This window comes from Pedobacter sp. L105 (genome assembly GCF_009765875.1).
Classification (GTDB): Bacteria; Bacteroidota; Bacteroidia; order Sphingobacteriales; family Sphingobacteriaceae; genus Pedobacter.
This window is the reverse complement of record NZ_LMUP01000004.1, coordinates 630696-649704: the sequence shown is the minus strand read 5'-3', so window position 1 is coordinate 649704 and position 19009 is coordinate 630696. Positions and strand designations below refer to the sequence as shown.

General features: G+C 40.5%; 15 protein-coding genes and 1 tRNA gene. 5 read left to right on the top strand and 11 right to left on the bottom strand.

Annotated elements, in window-relative coordinates; genetic code table 11:
- The first annotated feature begins 33 nt into the window (after positions 1–33).
- A complete protein-coding gene (locus GSQ84_RS07960) occupies positions 34–2709 on the top strand; it encodes a valine--tRNA ligase (RefSeq protein ID WP_158796714.1) in 2676 nt (891 codons plus the stop codon).
- 385 nt (positions 2710–3094) lie between these two features.
- Here GSQ84_RS07960 and GSQ84_RS07955 read toward each other — a convergent pair whose 3' ends face one another.
- From GSQ84_RS07955 to GSQ84_RS07930, 6 genes are all read right to left on the bottom strand, one after another.
- Positions 3095–5548, bottom strand: coding sequence for a TonB-dependent receptor (locus GSQ84_RS07955; RefSeq protein WP_158796713.1), 2454 nt, complete (start codon positions 5546–5548; stop codon positions 3095–3097).
- Positions 5549–5550: 2 nt separating this feature from the next.
- Positions 5551–6888 carry an HTTM domain-containing protein gene (locus GSQ84_RS07950; protein ID WP_158796712.1) on the bottom strand — a complete coding sequence of 446 codons (1338 nt, stop codon included), beginning with the start codon at positions 6886–6888 and terminating at the stop codon, positions 5551–5553.
- Positions 6875–7999, bottom strand: coding sequence for an imelysin family protein (locus GSQ84_RS07945; protein ID WP_158796711.1), 1125 nt, complete (start codon positions 7997–7999; stop codon positions 6875–6877). The genes GSQ84_RS07950 and GSQ84_RS07945 overlap by 14 nt, the downstream gene beginning before the upstream one ends.
- Positions 8000–8077: 78 nt before the next feature.
- Positions 8078–9169: a DUF4856 domain-containing protein gene (locus GSQ84_RS07940; RefSeq protein WP_158796710.1), complete on the bottom strand. Its 1092-nt coding sequence runs from the start codon at positions 9167–9169 to the stop codon at positions 8078–8080.
- 90 nt (positions 9170–9259) lie between these two features.
- A complete protein-coding gene (locus GSQ84_RS07935; protein ID WP_158796709.1) occupies positions 9260–9901 on the bottom strand; it encodes a response regulator transcription factor in 642 nt (213 codons plus the stop codon).
- Positions 9902–10147: 246 nt separating this feature from the next.
- Positions 10148–10609, bottom strand: coding sequence for a type I restriction enzyme HsdR N-terminal domain-containing protein (locus GSQ84_RS07930; RefSeq protein ID WP_158796708.1), 462 nt, complete (start codon positions 10607–10609; stop codon positions 10148–10150).
- Between the two features lie 56 nt (positions 10610–10665).
- Here GSQ84_RS07930 and holA point away from each other — a divergent pair, with 56 nt between their 5' ends.
- Both holA and GSQ84_RS07920 read left to right on the top strand, forming a co-directional pair.
- Positions 10666–11691, top strand: coding sequence for a DNA polymerase III subunit delta (gene holA, locus GSQ84_RS07925; RefSeq protein WP_158796707.1), 1026 nt, complete (start codon positions 10666–10668; stop codon positions 11689–11691).
- 13 nt (positions 11692–11704) lie between these two features.
- Complete coding sequence (locus GSQ84_RS07920) at positions 11705–12109, top strand: EVE domain-containing protein (protein ID WP_158796706.1); 405 nt, start codon at positions 11705–11707, stop codon at positions 12107–12109.
- A 9-nt stretch (positions 12110–12118) separates the two neighbouring features.
- On the opposite strand, the gene GSQ84_RS07915 is transcribed toward GSQ84_RS07920, so the two are convergent.
- Positions 12119–12640, bottom strand: coding sequence for an acyl-CoA thioesterase (locus GSQ84_RS07915; protein ID WP_158796705.1), 522 nt, complete (start codon positions 12638–12640; stop codon positions 12119–12121).
- 82 nt (positions 12641–12722) lie between these two features.
- On the opposite strand from GSQ84_RS07915, the gene GSQ84_RS07910 reads away from it, so the two are divergent.
- On the top strand, positions 12723–14213 hold the full coding sequence (locus GSQ84_RS07910; protein WP_158796704.1) for an alpha-amylase: 1491 nt from the start codon (positions 12723–12725) through the stop codon (positions 14211–14213).
- Between the two features lies 1 nt (position 14214).
- Here the strand turns inward: GSQ84_RS07910 and GSQ84_RS07905 are convergent, their stop codons facing one another.
- Both GSQ84_RS07905 and GSQ84_RS07900 read right to left on the bottom strand, forming a co-directional pair.
- Positions 14215–15432 carry a DUF5103 domain-containing protein gene (locus GSQ84_RS07905; RefSeq protein ID WP_254070806.1) on the bottom strand — a complete coding sequence of 406 codons (1218 nt, stop codon included), beginning with the start codon at positions 15430–15432 and terminating at the stop codon, positions 14215–14217.
- Between the two features lie 48 nt (positions 15433–15480).
- On the bottom strand, positions 15481–17397 hold the full coding sequence (locus GSQ84_RS07900) for an ABC-F family ATP-binding cassette domain-containing protein (RefSeq protein WP_158796702.1): 1917 nt from the start codon (positions 17395–17397) through the stop codon (positions 15481–15483).
- A 165-nt stretch (positions 17398–17562) separates the two neighbouring features.
- On the opposite strand from GSQ84_RS07900, the gene GSQ84_RS07895 reads away from it, so the two are divergent.
- The gene (locus GSQ84_RS07895) at positions 17563–18597 is read left to right on the top strand and encodes a quinone-dependent dihydroorotate dehydrogenase (protein WP_158796701.1); all 1035 of its coding nucleotides are present in this window, start codon (positions 17563–17565) and stop codon (positions 18595–18597) included.
- 76 nt (positions 18598–18673) lie between these two features.
- On the opposite strand, the gene GSQ84_RS07890 is transcribed toward GSQ84_RS07895, so the two are convergent.
- Entirely contained in the window at positions 18674–18856 is a 183-nt protein-coding gene (locus tag GSQ84_RS07890; protein ID WP_158796700.1) for a spore protein, read from the bottom strand.
- Positions 18857–18891: 35 nt separating this feature from the next.
- Positions 18892–18965 (bottom strand) — tRNA-Cys (locus GSQ84_RS07885).
- Positions 18966–19009 lie beyond the last annotated feature (44 nt).

Genomic DNA, 19009 nt, shown 5'->3' with positions numbered 1-19009 from the left:
TTTGTAATTCAACCCCGATATTTTTTTAATATAATGAGCATTTCTACTAAATACGATCCAGCCGAAACCGAAGATAAGTGGTACAGCTACTGGCTGTCAAAAGGCTTTTTTCATTCTGAACCTGATGAACGTGAGCCTTATACCATCGTCATTCCGCCACCTAATGTGACTGGTGTTTTACACATGGGCCATATGCTGAACAATACTATTCAGGATGTGATGATCCGCCGTGCACGTATGCAGGGTAAAAATGCATGCTGGGTTCCCGGAACAGATCACGCTTCGATTGCTACAGAAGCTAAAGTAGTAGCAATGCTCAAAGAAAGAGGGATCAGTAAAAAAGACCTGACCAGGGAAGAGTTTATGGCTTATGCCTGGGAATGGAAAGAAAAATACGGAGGCATTATCCTTGATCAGCTGAAAAAACTGGGGGCTAGCTGCGACTGGGACCGTACACGTTTTACCATGGAGGAAGATCTTTCTGAAGCGGTGATCGATTGTTTTATCGACCTGTACAAAAAAGGAAGAATCTATCGTGGTATCCGTATGGTAAACTGGGACCCGGCAGGTAAAACGGCTGTTTCTGATGAAGAGGTAATCCGTAAGGAAGTAAACCAGAAGTTATATTATATCAAATATTCTATTGCACCGGCAACTGCCGATGGTAAGGTAGAGTATTTAACTATTGCTACCACCCGCCCTGAAACCATCATGGCCGATGCTGCGATCTGCGTGAATCCTAATGATGAACGTTATACACACCTGAAAGGGAAAACTGTATTTGTGCCTTTAATTAACCGTGAAATCCCGATAATTGAAGATGAATATGTAACAATGGATTTTGGTACAGGCTGTTTAAAAGTTACTCCTGCACATGATCTGAACGATTATGAACTGGGTGTTAAACATAAACTTCCTGTAATTGATATTCTGAATGATGATGGTACTTTAAATGAACTGGCAGTAATCCTGGTAGGTGAAGACCGTTTCGCTGCAAGGAAAAAAATTGCGGTGTTATTGGATGAAGCCGGTCATTTGGATAAAGTAGAAGATTATAAATCGCAGGTAGGTTTTTCTGAACGTACCGACGCAGCTATTGAGCCTAAGTTATCCATGCAGTGGTTTTGCAAGATGGACGAAATGGCTAAACCTGCTTTGGCAGATGTATTAAACGGAGAGGTAAAACTGATTCCGGAGAAGTTCGTGAACACTTACCGTCACTGGATGGAAAATGTAAGGGACTGGAACATCAGCAGGCAATTGTGGTGGGGACAACGTATCCCGGCCTGGTTTGATGATAAGGGTAATTGGGTAGTTGCCAAAACGCAGGAAGATGCACTGAATGAGTTTCTGAAGTTAAAAGATATAGATGGTGCGTTCTCAGCAGAAGAAGCACATGGGTTTAAACATCAGCTGGCGCCTTTTATCAGGCAGGATGATGATGTTATGGATACCTGGTTTTCTTCCTGGTTATGGCCTATTTCTGTGTTTAATGGATTTAAAGATCCGGGAAATAAGGATGTCAATTATTACTATCCTACCAACGACCTGGTGACCGCGCCTGAGATCCTGTTTTTCTGGGTAGCGCGAATGATTATGGCGGGACATGAGTTTATGGGCAAAAAGCCTTTTACCAATGTTTACCTGACAGGTATTGTAAGGGATAAGCTGGGCCGCAAGATGTCTAAATCTTTGGGTAATTCACCTGATCCGATTGGCCTGATAGAAAAGTATGGTGCCGATGGGGTAAGGGTAGGGATGCTTTTGTGTTCTCCTGCCGGAAATGATTTAATGTTTGATGAAAGCTATTGCGAGCAGGGCAGGAATTTTGCCAATAAAGTATGGAACGCTTTCCGCCTGATCAAAGGCTGGGAAGTGGACGAAACTTTGCCTAATCCTAATGAACAGGCGATTGTTTGGTTTGAAAACCGTTTCAATGAAGCTTTAGCAGAAATTGAAGATAACTTTAAACAGTACCGCTTGTCGGAAGCGCTGATGATTACCTATAAGTTAGTTTGGGATGATTTCTGCGCCTGGTACCTGGAAATGGTTAAACCGGTATATCAGCATCCGGTAGATCCGGCTACACTGAAAGCTACAATAGGTTTCTTTGAGAAAGTGATCAGCCTCCTGCATCCTTTTATGCCTTTCATCACTGAAGAGTTATGGCATGATGAAATCTTTGGTGAAAAAGGAGAGATGGATTGTATCATTGTAGCGCCTTATCCTGTTGTTGGAGATGCGGATTTCGCTTTGCTGAAAGATGTGGATGTGGTTAAAGGGATTGTTGCAGAAGTGAGGAACATTCGTAATATAAAACAGATTTCGCCAAAAGAAGGGTTGCCTTTAAGTATTAAAGTCAATTCTTCTTTAGCTTATGATAAATGGCTAACGATCGTTACCAAGCTGGCTAATATTACTGCAGTTGATTTTGTGACTGCTCAGGTTGCCGGTGCTTCTTCATTTATGGTAGGTAATGATGAGTTCTTTATACAGCTGAATGAAACGATAGATGTAGAGGCTGAACGCGAACGTTTAAATGCAGATCTGGTTTATTTGCAGGGATTCCTGAAATCAGTGGATGCGAAGTTGAGCAATGAACGTTTTGTACAGAATGCTAAGCCGGAGATTATTCAGAATGAGAGGAATAAGAAGGCTGATGCTGAAGGGAAAATGAAGATTATCGAAGATAGCCTGGCTTCGCTGTAAAAAATGGTATGTTATTTTCTCGCTGGAATAATGCTGCGCTACGCTTGCAAGACTCCTAGGCGAGAAAATAACATACCATTTTTTATGGGGTTTATCCATTGCAGGGAGTTTATAGCAGGGAGCAGAGTGTTATTGCTTACTTCGCTTGAATAGACTCCTAAGCGAGAAATAACACACTTGTTTTTATTTAGATATCTCGTGGCAGGGTGTTTATGTCAGGGAGGCAATTGTTATTGTTTACTTGACAATCCTCTGTAAGCTACTCGATAGGTAAGGATGCAGGGATGATGAAACTTTAAAAAAAAGAGAGTTGCTATTTCATGAAACCAATTGCTGAAACGCAATTAAAGGTCATGAAATAGCAACTCTCTTTTTTATGATAGATTTATAATTTGAATTCAAGTGTTACAAAATAGCTGCGGGCATCTGAAGGGACAATACCCGGGCCGGGATAACTTTCAGCACGGCGGGTAAAATACTTCACGTTTCCTAGATTGTTAACGGAAGACGATAGTGTGAAGTGCTTATTTAATTTGTACTCAGCAGATAAATCCATAACCGTGTATGCCGTGATCAAGCCAAATACTGCATTTGGAGTGAAAACGGCATTCGTAGCATCAGAGAACTGACTACTGGTATAAGCTAGCTGGTAACTGACTGAGAATTTCTTGTACCGGTAAGAAAGCCCTGTTTTAAAGATCACATCAGGTGCAAGTTCAACTTTCCTGTTATTATAGGCGGGTTCTTTACTGTTTACATAACGGGCGTTAATCAGGGCAAGGTTAGAGAATAGGGAAAGCTTAGTGGTGGTTGATGGGCCATTAATGAAATGCAGCAATTCCAATTCTGCAAAGGATTCCAATCCTAGGTTTCTGGATTGCGAAATATTGGTGCGGTACTGATAATCGTTAAAAGTTACAGGGTCTGATCTCAAAACGGTACCAATCCTGTTGTCATAATTGATATAGAATACACTTACATCATAGTTAAACACACCCGAAATATTTCCTCTCATTCCCATATCGGCAGAATAACCTGTTTCATCCTGTAAATTTGGATCTACTCGTAAATTCGTATTTAACGAATTGGGATTTGAAGAACGAAGATCATTAAAATTAATGGCCCTGTAATTTTGGGATATGTTTCCATAAAGCTGAATAGCTTCGTTCTCATTGTAGCTTAAGCCAAGACCGGAGATCAGGAAATGCCTGTTTTCGTTTTTAACCTGATGAACCAGCTGGTTAAGGATTACATTGCCAGCACCATCCGTGTTGACGATGGAGTAAGATCCATCAGCTTTAGTGGTGATGTTTTCAAATCTGACACCCGGAATGATGCTAAACTTAGACGTAATATGGAATATGTTTTCCGCAAATAGTGCCAGGTTGTAATTTGGGAAGGTATAGGCTGAGTAATGATAATCGTTTTCTGTCGTGTGCACATATTCGAAATCTGACGAATGACCTGAGGAGCCGTCATTTCCCAATCCTTCCTGGCGGTCTGTATGCCCTTTGTAGTATCTTAATCCTACCAGAAGATACTGTGAAACATCTTTTATTTTATAGTCGTATAACAGCCTGCTTTCGTTGCCGTAATTTTGATATTTATCTTTGTATAAGGTCCTGGCCCCTCCGGGATCACTTCTGGTAATCTGATCCAGATCGCCTATGGCAGCTCTTCCGGCAGATAATCCAAAAAACCGGGAATTAAATTTCAGGTGGTCATTAAACTTATAATCCAGTATGGCGGCCCCAAGGTTCCAGTTTACTTTAAACCAGTTTCTCGCACGTATTGACTGATGCGGATCCGCTGCAAATTCTGCGTCGGTTAATCCCCCGGGCTGATGGGCCAGGTATTCCATATTCGTATACTGAAAGGTTAAGGTTAGTTTTTTAGTGACAGTATAAATCAAAGAGGCATAAGCGGTATTTACATTAAAATCTGAATTGGGCCGCCAGCCGTTACCAGATTTGTGCTGGAAAAAGGTGTAGTATTGAACTTTTCCTACGGTGCCGCCAATGCTGTTGGTGGTATTTAGAAAGCCCCATGAGCCTACGGTTTCTCTTGAGGTTACCTCGATGGGTTTGTCCGTGGCGCCATCTTTTAGCTTAAAATTAATCAGTCCGCCGAATTGGGTTCCATATTGAAGGGAGGATGCTCCCCTTAATATTTCGATACGGTCGGTGAGTTCTGCGGGTGGTGAATAGTAACTTTCAGGGTATCCCAGGGCATCTGCACTGATATCATAACCATTTTGACGGGTATTAAAATTGGTTACCCGGTTGGGGTTCAGGCCCCTGCCGCCAATACCTAACTGTATACCGGCACCGTCATTTTCCCAGATGTTTAGCCCTGCTATTTTATTATAGATCTGTCTGGTATTGTTCGTCGCGGTATTGGCTACGATATCTTTAAGGACAATCACCTCACTTTTTTTACCGGCATTAATGGTGGTACCTTCCACTGCTTTTAACCGGGTAATACCGAATGTTTGTTCTTTATCCGCCTGGATATTCACGTCATTCAGCTGACGAATGGACTCCTCTATCAGAAGATTGAAAGTCTGGTCGCCGTTAACTTTTATTGGTTTTGACAGGGTTTTATAACCGATAGCCGACACCTCAATGGTATAATTTCCTTTTTTAATATCCTTTAGCAGATAATTTCCTGCAGAATCGCTGGTCATAGCGTAATGCGTATTTTTTAAAAATACCGAAGCGTTGACTACTGCTTCACCTGAGGCAGCTTTGATAGTACCCCTGACAGTAAAAGTTTGTGCGGCTAATTTAAAGGTGCTCATCATCAGTAAGGAGAAGATGAGTATAAGGGTTTTCTTCATTCTTATTTTTTATTAAATGGAAGTATCCATTTCTTATGGTCAAAATTTTCCTGTTCTTTAGCCAGGTTTACGGTATTGTCTATGTACATTTTACTGCCGCTTCCATTTAAAGTCACATAACTGTCAGCAGTAACGACTGGATCTTTAATCCCTTTTTTTTTATATTCTTTAGCGAGGAAATGGGCGTATTGCAGGATCATATCCGGCTGTGTAGACATCATGATCTCCTGCAAGCTGGTCAGGTATTGTGAATTGATCACTTCCGATCTGCTGCCCGTTTTTGGATCTTTAACATAGAAAAATATGGTTCCGCCTTTCTCCATGAGCATTACACGCCATGAAAAGCGATACCCTTCTTCTGTCCAGTATAATTTATCCGGATACCATAAATAGCGAAAGGGGAGTGCCAGCTGAATAGTGAAATGAATGATCAGCAGGGCATAGATTAATTTCCTTCGGGGGATGGAAATAGTATAAGGATGACTGGTGACAGGGGAAACAATTTTATTGCCGGGCAGTATATTTTTTAAATAGCCAATGATCCTGAGATGGGTCTTTTCTGAAAAGAAGATAATTGTCATCAGGATCATGATATAGGGGAACATTCCAATTTTAAACAACCATCCTGTAGACAGGTGGAAAATGATCACCAGCAGATAGGCTGGTTTTCTGGTTTTTGCATTCAGCAATAAGAAACCAATGAATAAATCAAATAGGGCACCAAACCAGCTGAAAGCGTATGCAACCCATAATTTAGTCAGCAAAGTGCCGATAAGGGGTAAATGGTTAAGGGCGGGCAGCCAGATGCGGAGTGGCATAGCTGCAACCAGCCAGTCGTAATTCAATTTTGAAAGTCCCGCGAAGAAATAAACCAGTACCAACTGGAGTTTAAATATATCAATGGTCCAGCCGGGCACTTGGGTAATAAAAATACCGGGCTTTCTGAGCACATCGATAGAAAAATAACGGTGTGCAGGAACAAGTATCATTAAAAAAGCCATTACACTAATGAAATAATAATGGTTGAGATAAGTGGTCTTATCAATCAATTCCACATAGGTGAAACAGAGAAAAAAAGTAATGATGGCTATTCTATAAAATAATCCAATAGTGACGAAGACAGCACTGATCACCAAAAGGGCAAACAAGGTATACATGCCTGCTGCGCTTAAAGGTTTTACCCAGTCGAAGCCGTAAAAAGTAAAATGAAACTGGGGTTTGATATAAAAAGCATCAACCCATCCCCTCCATAAGAAGCGGATGGTGCTAACGAGCATAACTGCCCCGAATGCTATCCTGAGAACGGCAAGCGGGGCAATATGTTTTTTAGTCTCCGTCATTGTCTCCGAAATTGATCAGGATGCCTAAAGATGAAGTCATGTCTGTTTTTAACAAAACAGTTAACTTTTGGAGTTCCGTGTAAGCGGCTAAAGCAGCAGCAGGGTTCGCAGAAATATTGTCTGATAATGGATCTGTTAAAGCCTGTAGTTTAGCAGTTGCTGTAGCAAACTGCGCTTTAATCACATCGTTAAGGGAGGTGCCGTCAGAATATTTAGCATTTGCCTTGATCAGGTAATCATCAAGGCCTAAACCGTCGCCAGTGGCACTTTTCCCTAAGTAGATGTTCTCTATAGCTTGCAAGTGCAGTAATACCAGTTGCACAGACATTTTGGAATAATAAGCCTGAACTTTTGTTGGCAAGACAGTATTCATCGATTGTACGCCTGCCGGGATACCGATCTCCTGGTTTTTTAAGATTTCATAATCGAAAACCAATTGGTTAACCAATAATGAAGTAGAACTTCCTGCATCCGTTCCGGTGGAATTTATAAAAGTAGTTTTGTATGTGCCCCAGCTGGTTAAAACTGCGGCAGCTTCTGCTTTAAGTTCCGAAGACAATGCCGCCAGGTAAGTTTTCCTGTTGGCTGCTTTACTATCTGTGGTGTATTGGAGCAGGATGGCATTATTATCTGCACCAATCCCAAACAACAGATAATCCAATGCCGGAAGGCCTTTTGCGGAAAGGTTAGCCAGCAGGGCAGGATTATATGCGCCTGAAGTTACATTGGCATTGATCTGTGTTACATCTGTTGGATAAGTATTTACATTTTCCCTTAACTGGGTATTATCTGCGGGGCCGACTTCAAAAACGGAAGTAGATTGCCATTGCTGATAAGTTGTTTTAAAGGCTAGCTGCACGGCTGCCAGCGTAGTGGCGTTGGGTGTGGTATTAAATGCAGCAACCGCAGCATCTAAACTGGCTGCGTCGGCTGAAAACGAGGTATAGGCTGGCAAAATAATATTGGTACTGAGGTTGCTCAGCATTCCCTGGCGGTCGAAGGAGGTGGAGCCTGTAGCAGCAGTATTGGTATCACTTGATTTTTTACAGCCCTGGAAAATTAAAAATGTCGAAGCAGCTATTAAAGCTGCATAAATTGATTTGCGCATCATATGAATAATTAAATAGTTAAACCAACCGTAAACTGTTTACGGTTGGTTTTATTTCATTGGTTGATGAGAGCCGGTTAATTAAAGAATGTCTTTTACGCTGTCAAAACCATATTGTGTGGAAACTGCATCCCTGATCGCGTTGAGCTGAACTAAAGTCAGGTCGTAGAAGTTTGCAGGGAATAAAGCCAGTATGTTATCAATTTGTGCATCGGTAATTTTTCTTGCGGGATTATATTTCAGAGAATAAACAAAACCGTAACATTCTGAAAGCCTGCTGTTCCTGGCTATGTTGTCGTTGATTGATTCTTTTACTTCTTTAACTTCCTGTAAAGCTGCAGCACCGGTCATTTTCTCAAATGTTTGCATAATGATGGTAGCCTGTGCTGATATGGTTTTAGTATCCTTGTTATTGATGGCTGCTCTTCCTTTTAAGAAAGCACCCATCAGGATTGCATTAGCATGGTATCCAGAGTCAATCTGGGTACTGTAACTGCCCCAGTATTTTGCACCGGTTTTATTGGTAGGGAAATCAATTGGCACATTCCAATAACCGAAAGCTAAATCCCAGTTATGCTGCATAGCAGTTCCGCTGCCAGGAATAACTGCTGAATTATCAACTGAAGCGCTGATGCCTGCCTGCATGTAGTTATTTACAATCTGATAGCAGATCAATCCGCCCATAACACCTTTGTTGAATATTTGTGCGTAATTCTTGCCTGTTGCTGTTAATGCATATTTTGAAGTTGGTGCGGCTGAACTTGCGCCAACACCTGCCACACCTCTGCTTGCCGGCTGGCCCGACTGGCTGGCTAGCGTCAAACTATCAATGAAGTTGTTCATATCAGTTTGTAATAATGAAAAACACTGATCTTTGATGTTTAATCCGGAAGCGTTATAATTTGCATTGATAAATGGAGATCCGGTATTGGTAAACATGTTTTTTAGTCGCTGGCCATCTAAAGTTCCTGTTGTAGCTTTTTTCATCAGGTTAGCCATTTCAGTAACCATTCCTAAGCGGGTGGTGTCAGCTGAATAATTTACGTTTGAAAAGTTATAAGTTGTCGGGATAGTGTAGGTTGGGATGGTATCCGAATTATCTGATTTTTTGCAGCTTGCCGTAATCATTAACACTGCTGCCATACCAATTGCAGTAAAAGTTTTTTTCATCATTTCGCCTTTATAATTGTTTTTGTATGACGCAAAATTAGTTTCGCAAACAACAAGCGGCAATACCCCCCCAGGAGGTATATTATAATCAGTCTAAATAAGAACATCGCTTAAGTAACTGATCAGCAGGATCAATTCAGTAGCATTCTTAAAAGTAAAGCCTAATTTTTTGATGATATTCTTTCGGTGTGTTTTTACGGTATGGACGCTCAGGAACAGCTTTTCTGCAATTTCTTTGTTTGCCATTCCATCTGCAATAAGGTGAACAATCTCGGTTTCTCGAATAGATAACAAGGGTATCCCGTTGGTTTTATTGGGTGCGATATCGTTTCCAAAGATCGTTTGTAAGGTGTTTTTACAATAAAACTGTTCTCCTTTGGCGGTAGCGTAAACTGCATCAATAATTTCTGCAGGGCTACAATCTTTAAGCACATAATTTTTTACGCCCAGCTCAATAATTTCGAGGATCTCAGACTTCTGCCGCTTGTTCGATAAAATCAGGATGTCTGCAAAATCAAACCGACTATAAATATTTTTTATGTCATTGATACTAAAAGCATTATCATGATAGGGATCAATAACCACTATTTCTGGTTTGTATGCCGTCATTAACTCTATTAAATGAGCTGAATTTGAAGCGTGCCCGACGAAACAAATATCTTTTTGAGAAGATAAAATAGCTGTTAAGCCTTCACGGGTTAAAGTTTGGTTATCTGCAAGGAGAATGTTAATCACGATATATACGTATTGCTATTAAGTTTGATTCTAAACAATAGTACGGAAACTATTTGCGCGAGGTTGCCTGGGAATTTAAATTTATCATATTGCTAATTATGCTATGCCTTCTATAACAAACGATTTATCTGCAAATAGAAGACAAGGGGCTGATGCTGTGTATGTTTAATCCCCCTGATTGGCAAATAAGGTAATGTTCTGCACAATCGTTATATTAATCATATATAGCGGATAAGTATAAAAGATTTACAGATTGGAGTAGTCTGGCAACTCTTCAACAAATAAAAAGCCGGCAGCAACATGATCTATCTGTGCATAACAGTGTTTTAAACCATTGGTCACCACCAGCCATTTGGCTTTATGCACAGAGTTATATCTTGCCGCCTGGTCAAATACACCCTGAGAGATCTTAATGGCAGGAGCTTTACACTCAATCACCATAATTCTTTCTCCCAGATGATTAAAAATTACGATGTCTGTTCTTTTCTGGCGCTGGTTCAGGTTTAATCCCCCTTCAATCTGTATCAGCGATCGTGGGAATTTTTTCTCCAGAATGAGGTACTGGATGAAATGCTGCCTTACCCATTCTTCCGGTGTTAGCACCAGATGTTTTTTTCTCAGCTCATCAAAGATAAAATGCTGTTCTTCTTTCAGTGTAATTTTGAAAGGGTAGGGCGGTAGGTTTAATGCTGTGGGGGTAAAAGCCATTTGTGCAAAAATAACCTTTAATAATTAGTTTTTAGCGGTTACATTTGGATAATTATATGACTGCTTCCGATATTATAAAAGACCTCAAAGCTAAAAAGTTTAAGCCTGTTTACCTGCTGCATGGTGAAGAACCTTATTATATTGATCAGATCATCCATTACATGGAACAGCATGTACTGCGGGATGCAGAAAAAGGTTTTAACCAGACGGTATTGTATGGTAAGGATACCGATATGGCTACCCTTTTAAACGCTGCAAAGCGTTACCCGATGATGTCTGAATATCAGCTGATCGTAGTTAAGGAAGCGCAAGACCTGAAATGGTCTAAGGAAACTGAGGGCAGCAGTAAAGAGGCGGCATTTATCCAGAGCTATTTTGAAAATCCGCTGCCAAGTACGATACTGGTGCTGGGTTATAAATATGCCAATTTTGATAAGCGTAAAAAAATATTCAAATCGATTACCAAGAGTGGTCTTATCTTTCAGTCAGATCCGGTAAGGGATTATAAACTGGCACAGTGGATAGAAGACCTGGTTAGAGAAAAAGGGGCTAAGATTGCCCCGCAGGCTTCGGCATTGATGGCAGAATATCTGGGTGCCGACCTGTCCAAGATCTCTAATGAAATAGAAAAACTCCTGCTGAATATCAGTAAGGAAACCACGATTGATACCGATCTGGTACAAAGAAACATTGGGATCAGTAAAGAATACAATGTATTTGAATTACAGAAAGCATTGGCTGCAAGGAACGTGCTGAAGTCTAATCAGATCATTAATTACTTTGCGGATAATCCAAAGGCCAACCCTATGGTAATGGTGATGGCCAATTTAAACGCCTATTTTTCAAAGATCCTTAAATACCATTACCTGCAGAACAAACATGATGCAGCCAAAGAATTGGGGGTAAACCCTTACTTTGTGAAAGATTATGAAATGGCAGCACGTAATTATAGCTTGCCTAAAACATTTGATATCATCAGCCTGCTGAGAGAATATGACCTGAAAAGTAAAGGCGTAGACAGTACGGGAAATGTAACCGACGGAGAGTTGCTGAAAGAGCTGCTTTTTAAAATGATCCATTAATAAATAATATACAATGAACTATTTCTTAGTCAAGTCAGAACCTTTTAAATATAGCTGGGAACAATTTAATAAAGATGGGCGTACCTTTTGGGATGGCGTGCGCAATTACCAGGCCCGCAATAATATTAAACTAATGAAAGAAGGCGACCTGGTTCTTTTTTACCACAGTAACGAAGGTAAGAATGTAGTGGGCATTGCAAAGGTAGTAAGGGAGTTCTACCAGGACCCTACTACAGATGATGCCAATTGGGTAGTGGTAGACCTTTCACCTGTAGAAAGTCTTAAAAACCCGGTCAGCCTGGAGCAGATCAAAGCAGAAGATAGCCTGAAAGATATTTCACTGGTGAAACAGGGCAGGCTATCTGTGATGCAATTAAAAGCGACTGAGTTTGATAAAATTCTGGAAATGGGCAGCTAATAAGCTGCCTTAAGCCTTAAAGAAAAAGTCCTTTAGCTCAATAGCTTCATGGGCTTTCATTTTACCAGCTAAAATCAATCGAAGCTGTCTTCTTCTTAATGCACCGGCATACAATTCAATTTCATCTTCTGTTTCGGGAACCAGTTCAGGAACAGGGATGGTTTTGCCATTCGAGTCTAAAGCCACAAAAGTATAGTAGGCTTCATTGGACTTCTGACGGCTTCCTGAAGGAATATTTTCGGCCCATACATCCAGGCGAACTTCCACTGAGGTATGAAAAGCGCGTGTTACTTTAGCTTCAATCGTGATCACATCACCCAGTTTAATGGGATGTTGAAAAGAAACATTGTCAACAGATGCAGTTACCACAATTCTGTTGCAGTGTTTTTGTCCGGAAATTGCTGCGGCAATATCCATCCAGTGCAGCAATCTGCCCCCCATTAAATTATTCAGCGTATTGGTGTCGTTGGGTAATACCAATTCATTCATAATCGTGAATGAATGTTTAGGATTTTTAACTATTGTACTCATATTCCCTGCAAAAGTAAACAAAAACTAACAATCATGGTTATGCTATTACCTCCCTCAAAATAAAAGGTATTACACGAATTATATGGTTAATCAAACGCTCATCCAGTATTTCCACTGGTATTATCAAGACGAACAAAAATTATGGCAAAAAGTCTCTTCAGAGGCTGCAAGGCTGGGTGATTTAGGAATCAACAGGGTTTGGCTACCGCCAGCCTACAAATCAACAGAAGGTGCTAATTCGGTTGGTTACGACTGTTACGACCTTTTTGATCTGGGTGAATTTGATCAAAAGAATAGCATTCCTACTAAATACGGGACTAAAGAAGAATATTTGCAGGCTGTAAATGCCTTGCATGATCAGGATATCATGGTAGTGGCCGATATCGTTTTCAACCATAAAGCCGGAGCAGATGAACTGGAAAAAGTACCTGTTAGAAGGGTGAATCCTGATAACAGAAACGAATATACCTCGGATGTTTTTGAGATTGAAGCCTGGACAAAGTTTACTTTCCCTGGCAGGAAAGGTCAATACTCCGAATTTATCTGGGATAAAAGCTGTTTCACGGGTATCGACTGGGCAGAAGACTTACAGGAATCTGCTATATTCTCTATTCAAAATGAATATGGGGATGGCTGGGAAGATGTTCCTTCTGATGAAAACGGAAATTACGATTACCTGATGTACAATGATATCGAATTCAGGAATCCTGCTGTTCGTGATGAATTAAAAAGGTGGGGCGAATGGTATTACGAAACTATCAAAATGGGTGGTTTTCGGCTGGATGCTGTAAAACATATTCCGGTAAGATACCTTAACGAATGGCTCGATCACATGAGAAATAAGTTTGACCGCGATTTCTTTATTGTTGCAGAGAACTGGATATTGGATGATGTGGAAAAACTAAAAACTTATATCGATCAGACACAGGGAAGAATGCAGTTATTCGATTCTACGCTGCATCATAATTTTTTCCTTGCAGCAGCTCAGGGACATGAGTATGATATGACCCAGATCTTTGAAAATACGCTGGTACAGACTAATCCTGAGCTTACAGTAACTTTTGTAGATAACCATGATTCGCAGCCTTTGCAGTCGCTGGAAGGTTATGTAGATTTCTGGTTCCGCCCGCTGGCCTACTCGCTGATCCTCTTAAGGGAGCAAGGAGTTCCCTGTATTTTTTATGCCGATCTGTACGGGGCTAAGTATGTTGATAAAGATAAAGAAGGTAATGATGCAGACGTAGAGCTGATTGGTATGGATGGCTTGCCAGGAATGATTAAGGTAAGGAAAACTGCTTCCTATGGTTTTCAGCGTGATTATTTTGACCATCCAAATTGTATTGGATGGACCAGGGAAGGAGAGGATGATATGGAAAACTCGGGCCTTGCTGTGGTATTGAGCAATAGCGAAGAAGGATCTAAAAATATGGAAATAGGTAAAGGCCATGCCGGAAAGGTATTCATTGATTCGATGGGTAACAGGCAGGAAGAGGTTACCATTAATGAAGAAGGGTGGGCAGAATTCTTTTGTGCAGCAGGAAGTGTGTCTGTGTGGATAGTAAAAACAGCTTAATTTACTTCTTAGTTGTACTAACAATGTTATAACCAATCAGTTCATCCCAGCGTCCGCCAGGCTTTCGGTAATAAACGAAAGTCTGGTAGTCGTTTGTTGTTTCAAAAAATGAACCTTCAAATACTGTATTGTCAATTTTACCAGTGGTATTGTCTTTCCATACGTAGCGGAAATCGTAAACACCTTGTTTTAGATATAAACTGGCGTAGAATTTCTTTTTTGAAGTTTCAAAACTGAGTTTGTTTTCTTCGCTAAGCGTATAGTTGTTAAACCGGCCAACGACATAAACATCACCATTTGCACTTGGTGCAGCGGCGTTCAGTGTAAACTGTACATGCCCGTAATCGGTATCGGTATCATTGTTCAGGTTGTCTTCATTTCTGACAAAGAAAGCTCCATTATCATCCAGCTGTAAGGCATATTTGGAGCTATTGCCATTCTTATCTTCAAATAAGGTAATATGATTGGTGCTATCTGTAAATATATCCTGAACGTGGATGGCTTTATAACGCAGGTTACGGAAGTCAAATTTCCGATATTCATTTCCCCCCTTAAAATCGTTGCCATTGATCTCATTATAAATGAGCGAATTTGGCTGTACATAGGTTGGTTTGCTACTCAGCATAGCTGTAGAAGGGTCGCCATTCTGCATCACCAGCAGTTTTATATCTGTATAAGGATTTTGGATAGGCATGGTATGGGCAACCGTTACATTGATCTTCTGGTTGCTGAACCTTAGGCTGTTTTCGTTACTTGGAACTAATTCTGTACTGATATTCACCAGTTTATCGGTCACATAAAAACGCTGTGAACATACCGGTTTTTTCTGATCTCCCCGTTCATATATCTTTAACAGGTAATTGCCCGATATTTTTGGTTTAATCTGGTCGTTAGGAAGAGTAAGCTTGTAATGCGTGAACTTTTGCAGGGTCTTGGAAGAATAGGAATAATCAATCAGCCTGTCTTCATTGGTTCCATCAAGATAATCCAGCGTAGAGAGTTCGGAAGATTTCCAGTCGTAGGTGCAATGTTCAATGGTATACCAGTAATCTTTACTTCCGCCTTGTAAGTCATCGAAAGAAAAACTGAGCTGGTCGCCGGCCCCTAGGCCTATCACCGGTATTGATTGCTCTTTTTGTGTATTGTAACATTGCACAGTTTTAATGTTGTCACGATAGGTTTTGTTATCATAAACAAACTGCTGCTGTGCTTTTGCCATTTTCAGGCTCAATAAACACAAAAAGAGCAATACGCCGGATTTTATCATTTATTTACTTTCCATGTCCATAATTTCTGCTGCCAGCTCTTCCCATTTGTTCTGAGCGGTATCCAGCAGCTGCTTGGCTGTTACATACCTTTTGTTGGCATCGGCTAATTTAGCTTTATCGCCGTAAACCTTTTCATCTGCCATTTCGGTTTCTATTGCCTTAACGTCTTTATCCAGTAAAACAGTTTCCTGTTCTATTCGCTGTAATTGATCATTCAGTTTTTTTAATTGCTGCTGGCTATTTACCGTAACAGGTTTTTCTTCAACTTTAGGCTTTACTTCTTTTTCTGCTTTTACAGGAATACTTTTTTCTACGGGAATGATCCTTTTACTGTTCCAGATTTCGTATTCTGCATAAGTTCCAGGATAAACTTTGATCTGCTCTTCTTCAATGAACCAGATCTTATTGGCAACGTTATCCAGGAAGTACCTATCATGGGATACTGCAATGAAAGTTCCTTCAAACTGTTTTAAAGCTTGTATCAGGATATTCACCGACTGTATGTCAAGGTGATTCGTTGGCTCATCCAGGATTAGGAAGTTGGAGTCTGTGGTGAGTGATTTTGCCAGTGCAACCCTTGATTTTTCTCCTCCGGAAAGGACTTTGATCTTTTTGAATACATCATCTCCGGTGAACAGGAAACAGCCCAGGATAGAGCGTAATTCTGTATCGGTATGTTTGGGTGCAAAAGCCTGCAGTTCTTCCAGGATAGTATTGCCCAAATGCAGCGATTCGAGCTGATGCTGTGCAAAGAAGGTTGTGGTTACATTATGTCCTGTTTCGCAGGTTCCATCAAATTTTTCTACACCTGCAACCATTCTCAGTAAAGTTGATTTACCTTTACCATTGGCACCGATCAGTGCGATCTTATCGCCCTTTTCTATCACAGCTTCTGCATTTTCCAGAATGTCTATGTTAGGATATTTTTTAGTCGCATTTTCGATGCGGATTACGTGTCTGCCCGAAGGTTTAGTGAATTTGAAACTAAAGTTTACCGTAGGGTTATCATCATCAACATCATCAACACGTTCTAATTTATCCAGGGCTTTCATGCGCGATTGCGCCATTTTTGCTTTACTGGCTTTGGCTTTAAAACGCTCAATCAGTCTTTCTTCCTGTTTAATTTTAGCCTGCTGGTTTTTAAACTCTCCTTTTTGGATCTCTCCGCGAAGTGATTTTTCTTCCAGGTAGAAGGTGTAATTTCCTGCATAGGCAGTCAGTTTTCCTTTGCGGGATTCTACTGTACGGTTAACGATCTTATCCAGGAAATACCTGTCATGGGATACGATAACTATAGCACCTTCAAAACTTGCCAGATAAGTCTCCAGCCATTTGATGGAAGGTAAATCCATGTGGTTGGTAGGTTCATCCAGTAAAAGGATATCCGGGGTTTGCAATAATATTTTTGCGAGCATCACACGCATACGCCATCCTCCGGAGAAGGTATTTAGCGGACGGTGCTGATCTGCGGTACTGAAACCAAGACCAGCAAGGATCTCATTAGCTTTATATTCTATATTATATCCATCCAGCGCTTCAAACTCCTGCTGTTTATCGCTGAGTTTGTAGAGTACATCTTCAGAATAATCTGTTTCAATCTTTTTTAAGAGTTCTTCAATTTCATCATGTATTTTGTTCTGGCGCTCAAAAGCTTCCATGGCAACATGCAGAATGGTATGGTGAGATTCGTAAGAAAGTAAATCCTGGTTCAAGTAGCCAATTTTCAAGTCCTTAGACATAGAAATACTACCCGAAGAAGGTGCATATTCTCCTACAATTATTTTTAACAGGGTAGATTTTCCCGTTCCATTGGCACCAATAAGGCCAATTCTTTCTCCTGGTTTAATGTGCCAGTTCGCCTCGTCGTATAAAGCCCTGGAGCCAATTAGGAATGTTAAGTCGTTTATCGAAATCATGTGGGTGCAAAAATACAATTTTTAGGCGCATTTTGTTTGATTGAAAAGGGTTAAAGATCCAAATTTCTACGTTTCTATTACAAGATCATGTGTTTTCCGTTTCAAAAGAACACTTGCACTGTTATTTTCACAAATTAAATTTAAATAATCATTTATCTTCGCGGTATGTATCGTCTAATTAAACCCCTGTTTTTTCAGTTTGATCCCGAGAAAGTTCACTATTTTGTTGTTAGAAGACTGAAATGGTTTCATGAACATTTTCCATTGGGAAAGACCATCTTACGCAGTAGTTTTGATATCCATATCAAAGGGCTGGAACGTGAAGTGTTTGGTATAAAATTTAGAAATCCTGTAGGCCTTGCCGCTGGTTTTGACAAAAACGGAGAGTATATTGAAGCATTAAGCGACCTTGGGTTTGGATTTATTGAAGTGGGTACGGTTACCCCATTGCCTCAACCGGGTAATGATCTGCCAAGGATGTTCAGGCTTACTGAAGACAGCGCGCTGATCAACAGGATGGGCTTTAACAATAAAGGGGTAGATACGCTTGCTGAACGGCTAAGGGTACTCAAATTAAAAGACAAGAGCATTGTAGTTGGCGGAAACATCGGGAAGAACAAAAATACACCCAATGAAGAAGCTGTAAATGACTATGTAAAGTGTTTCGACCGCTTGTTTGATGTGGTAGATTATTTTGTGGTTAATGTGAGTTCTCCCAATACACCAGGCTTACGTGCCTTGCAGGAAAAGGAACCGCTTACCCTCTTGCTTAAAACATTGCAGGAGCGCAATAGTAAAAATGGGATTTCAAGGCCAATCTTATTAAAAATTGCACCGGATCTGACCAATGAGCAATTGGACGATATTGTAGATATTGTAAAAGAAACAGGAATTGCCGGAGTAATTGCAACTAATACCACGATCAGCAGGGATGGTTTGTATTCACCTTCTGATCTGGTTAAAGAAACAGGCGGGTTAAGTGGAAAACCTTTAACGCTTCGTTCTACAGAGGTAATCCGTTATTTATCACAGAAATCAAATAAAGCTTTTCCTATTATCGGAGTAGGAGGGATTCATTCTCCGCAGGATGCCAAAGATAAACTGGAAGCGGGTGCTTCACTAGTGCAACTGTATACCGGTTTTATTTATGAAGGACCAGGGCTCGTTAAAAGAATCTGTAAAGCGTTGGTTGAAAAATAAGCTCAGCTCCAGAGGACATAAAAAAACCTTTCAGGATATTCCTGAAAGGTTTTTTTATGTGTTTAACTTTTAGAACTTATGCTCTTAAAGCTGCAGTCAATTGATCTAATAACAAGTTATTTTTAGCTAACTGATCATTTTTAGACTGTTTAGAACGGCTTCCCAATTCAATGTTTGTAGCTAGTTTCAACGTTTTAATTTCTAAACGTGAAGTAACGTGATTTTTTCTGTCTTTTCTTTTTAATCTGGTAACTGCCATGGTCTTAACCTTTATTTTTTTAATTTATATAAATCTGGAGGTCGAGAGCGGATTCGAACCGCTGTACGAGGTTTTGCAGACCTCTGCCTAGCCACTCGGCCACTCGACCTGTTGAAATTCAGGCTGCAAAAATAGCAATTAATAGTTGATATG

Bases quoted from the DNA above. Each gene is read 5' to 3' on its own strand.
- GSQ84_RS07960 (WP_158796714.1), top strand. From the start codon at position 34: ATGAGCATTTCTACTAAATACGATCCAGCCGAAACCGAAGATAAGTGG.
- GSQ84_RS07955 (WP_158796713.1), bottom strand. From the start codon at position 5,548: ATGAAGAAAACCCTTATACTCATCTTCTCCTTACTGATGATGAGCACC.
- GSQ84_RS07950 (WP_158796712.1), bottom strand. From the start codon at position 6,888: ATGACGGAGACTAAAAAACATATTGCCCCGCTTGCCGTTCTCAGGATA.
- GSQ84_RS07945 (WP_158796711.1), bottom strand. From the start codon at position 7,999: ATGATGCGCAAATCAATTTATGCAGCTTTAATAGCTGCTTCGACATTT.
- GSQ84_RS07940 (WP_158796710.1), bottom strand. From the start codon at position 9,169: ATGATGAAAAAAACTTTTACTGCAATTGGTATGGCAGCAGTGTTAATG.
- GSQ84_RS07930 (WP_158796708.1), bottom strand. From the start codon at position 10,609: ATGGCTTTTACCCCCACAGCATTAAACCTACCGCCCTACCCTTTCAAA.
- holA (WP_158796707.1), top strand. From the start codon at position 10,666: ATGACTGCTTCCGATATTATAAAAGACCTCAAAGCTAAAAAGTTTAAG.
- GSQ84_RS07920 (WP_158796706.1), top strand. From the start codon at position 11,705: ATGAACTATTTCTTAGTCAAGTCAGAACCTTTTAAATATAGCTGGGAA.
- GSQ84_RS07915 (WP_158796705.1), bottom strand. From the start codon at position 12,640: ATGAGTACAATAGTTAAAAATCCTAAACATTCATTCACGATTATGAAT.
- GSQ84_RS07910 (WP_158796704.1), top strand. From the start codon at position 12,723: ATGGTTAATCAAACGCTCATCCAGTATTTCCACTGGTATTATCAAGAC.
- GSQ84_RS07905 (WP_254070806.1), bottom strand. From the start codon at position 15,432: ATGGCAAAAGCACAGCAGCAGTTTGTTTATGATAACAAAACCTATCGT.
- GSQ84_RS07900 (WP_158796702.1), bottom strand. From the start codon at position 17,397: ATGATTTCGATAAACGACTTAACATTCCTAATTGGCTCCAGGGCTTTA.
- GSQ84_RS07895 (WP_158796701.1), top strand. From the start codon at position 17,563: ATGTATCGTCTAATTAAACCCCTGTTTTTTCAGTTTGATCCCGAGAAA.
- GSQ84_RS07890 (WP_158796700.1), bottom strand. From the start codon at position 18,856: ATGGCAGTTACCAGATTAAAAAGAAAAGACAGAAAAAATCACGTTACT.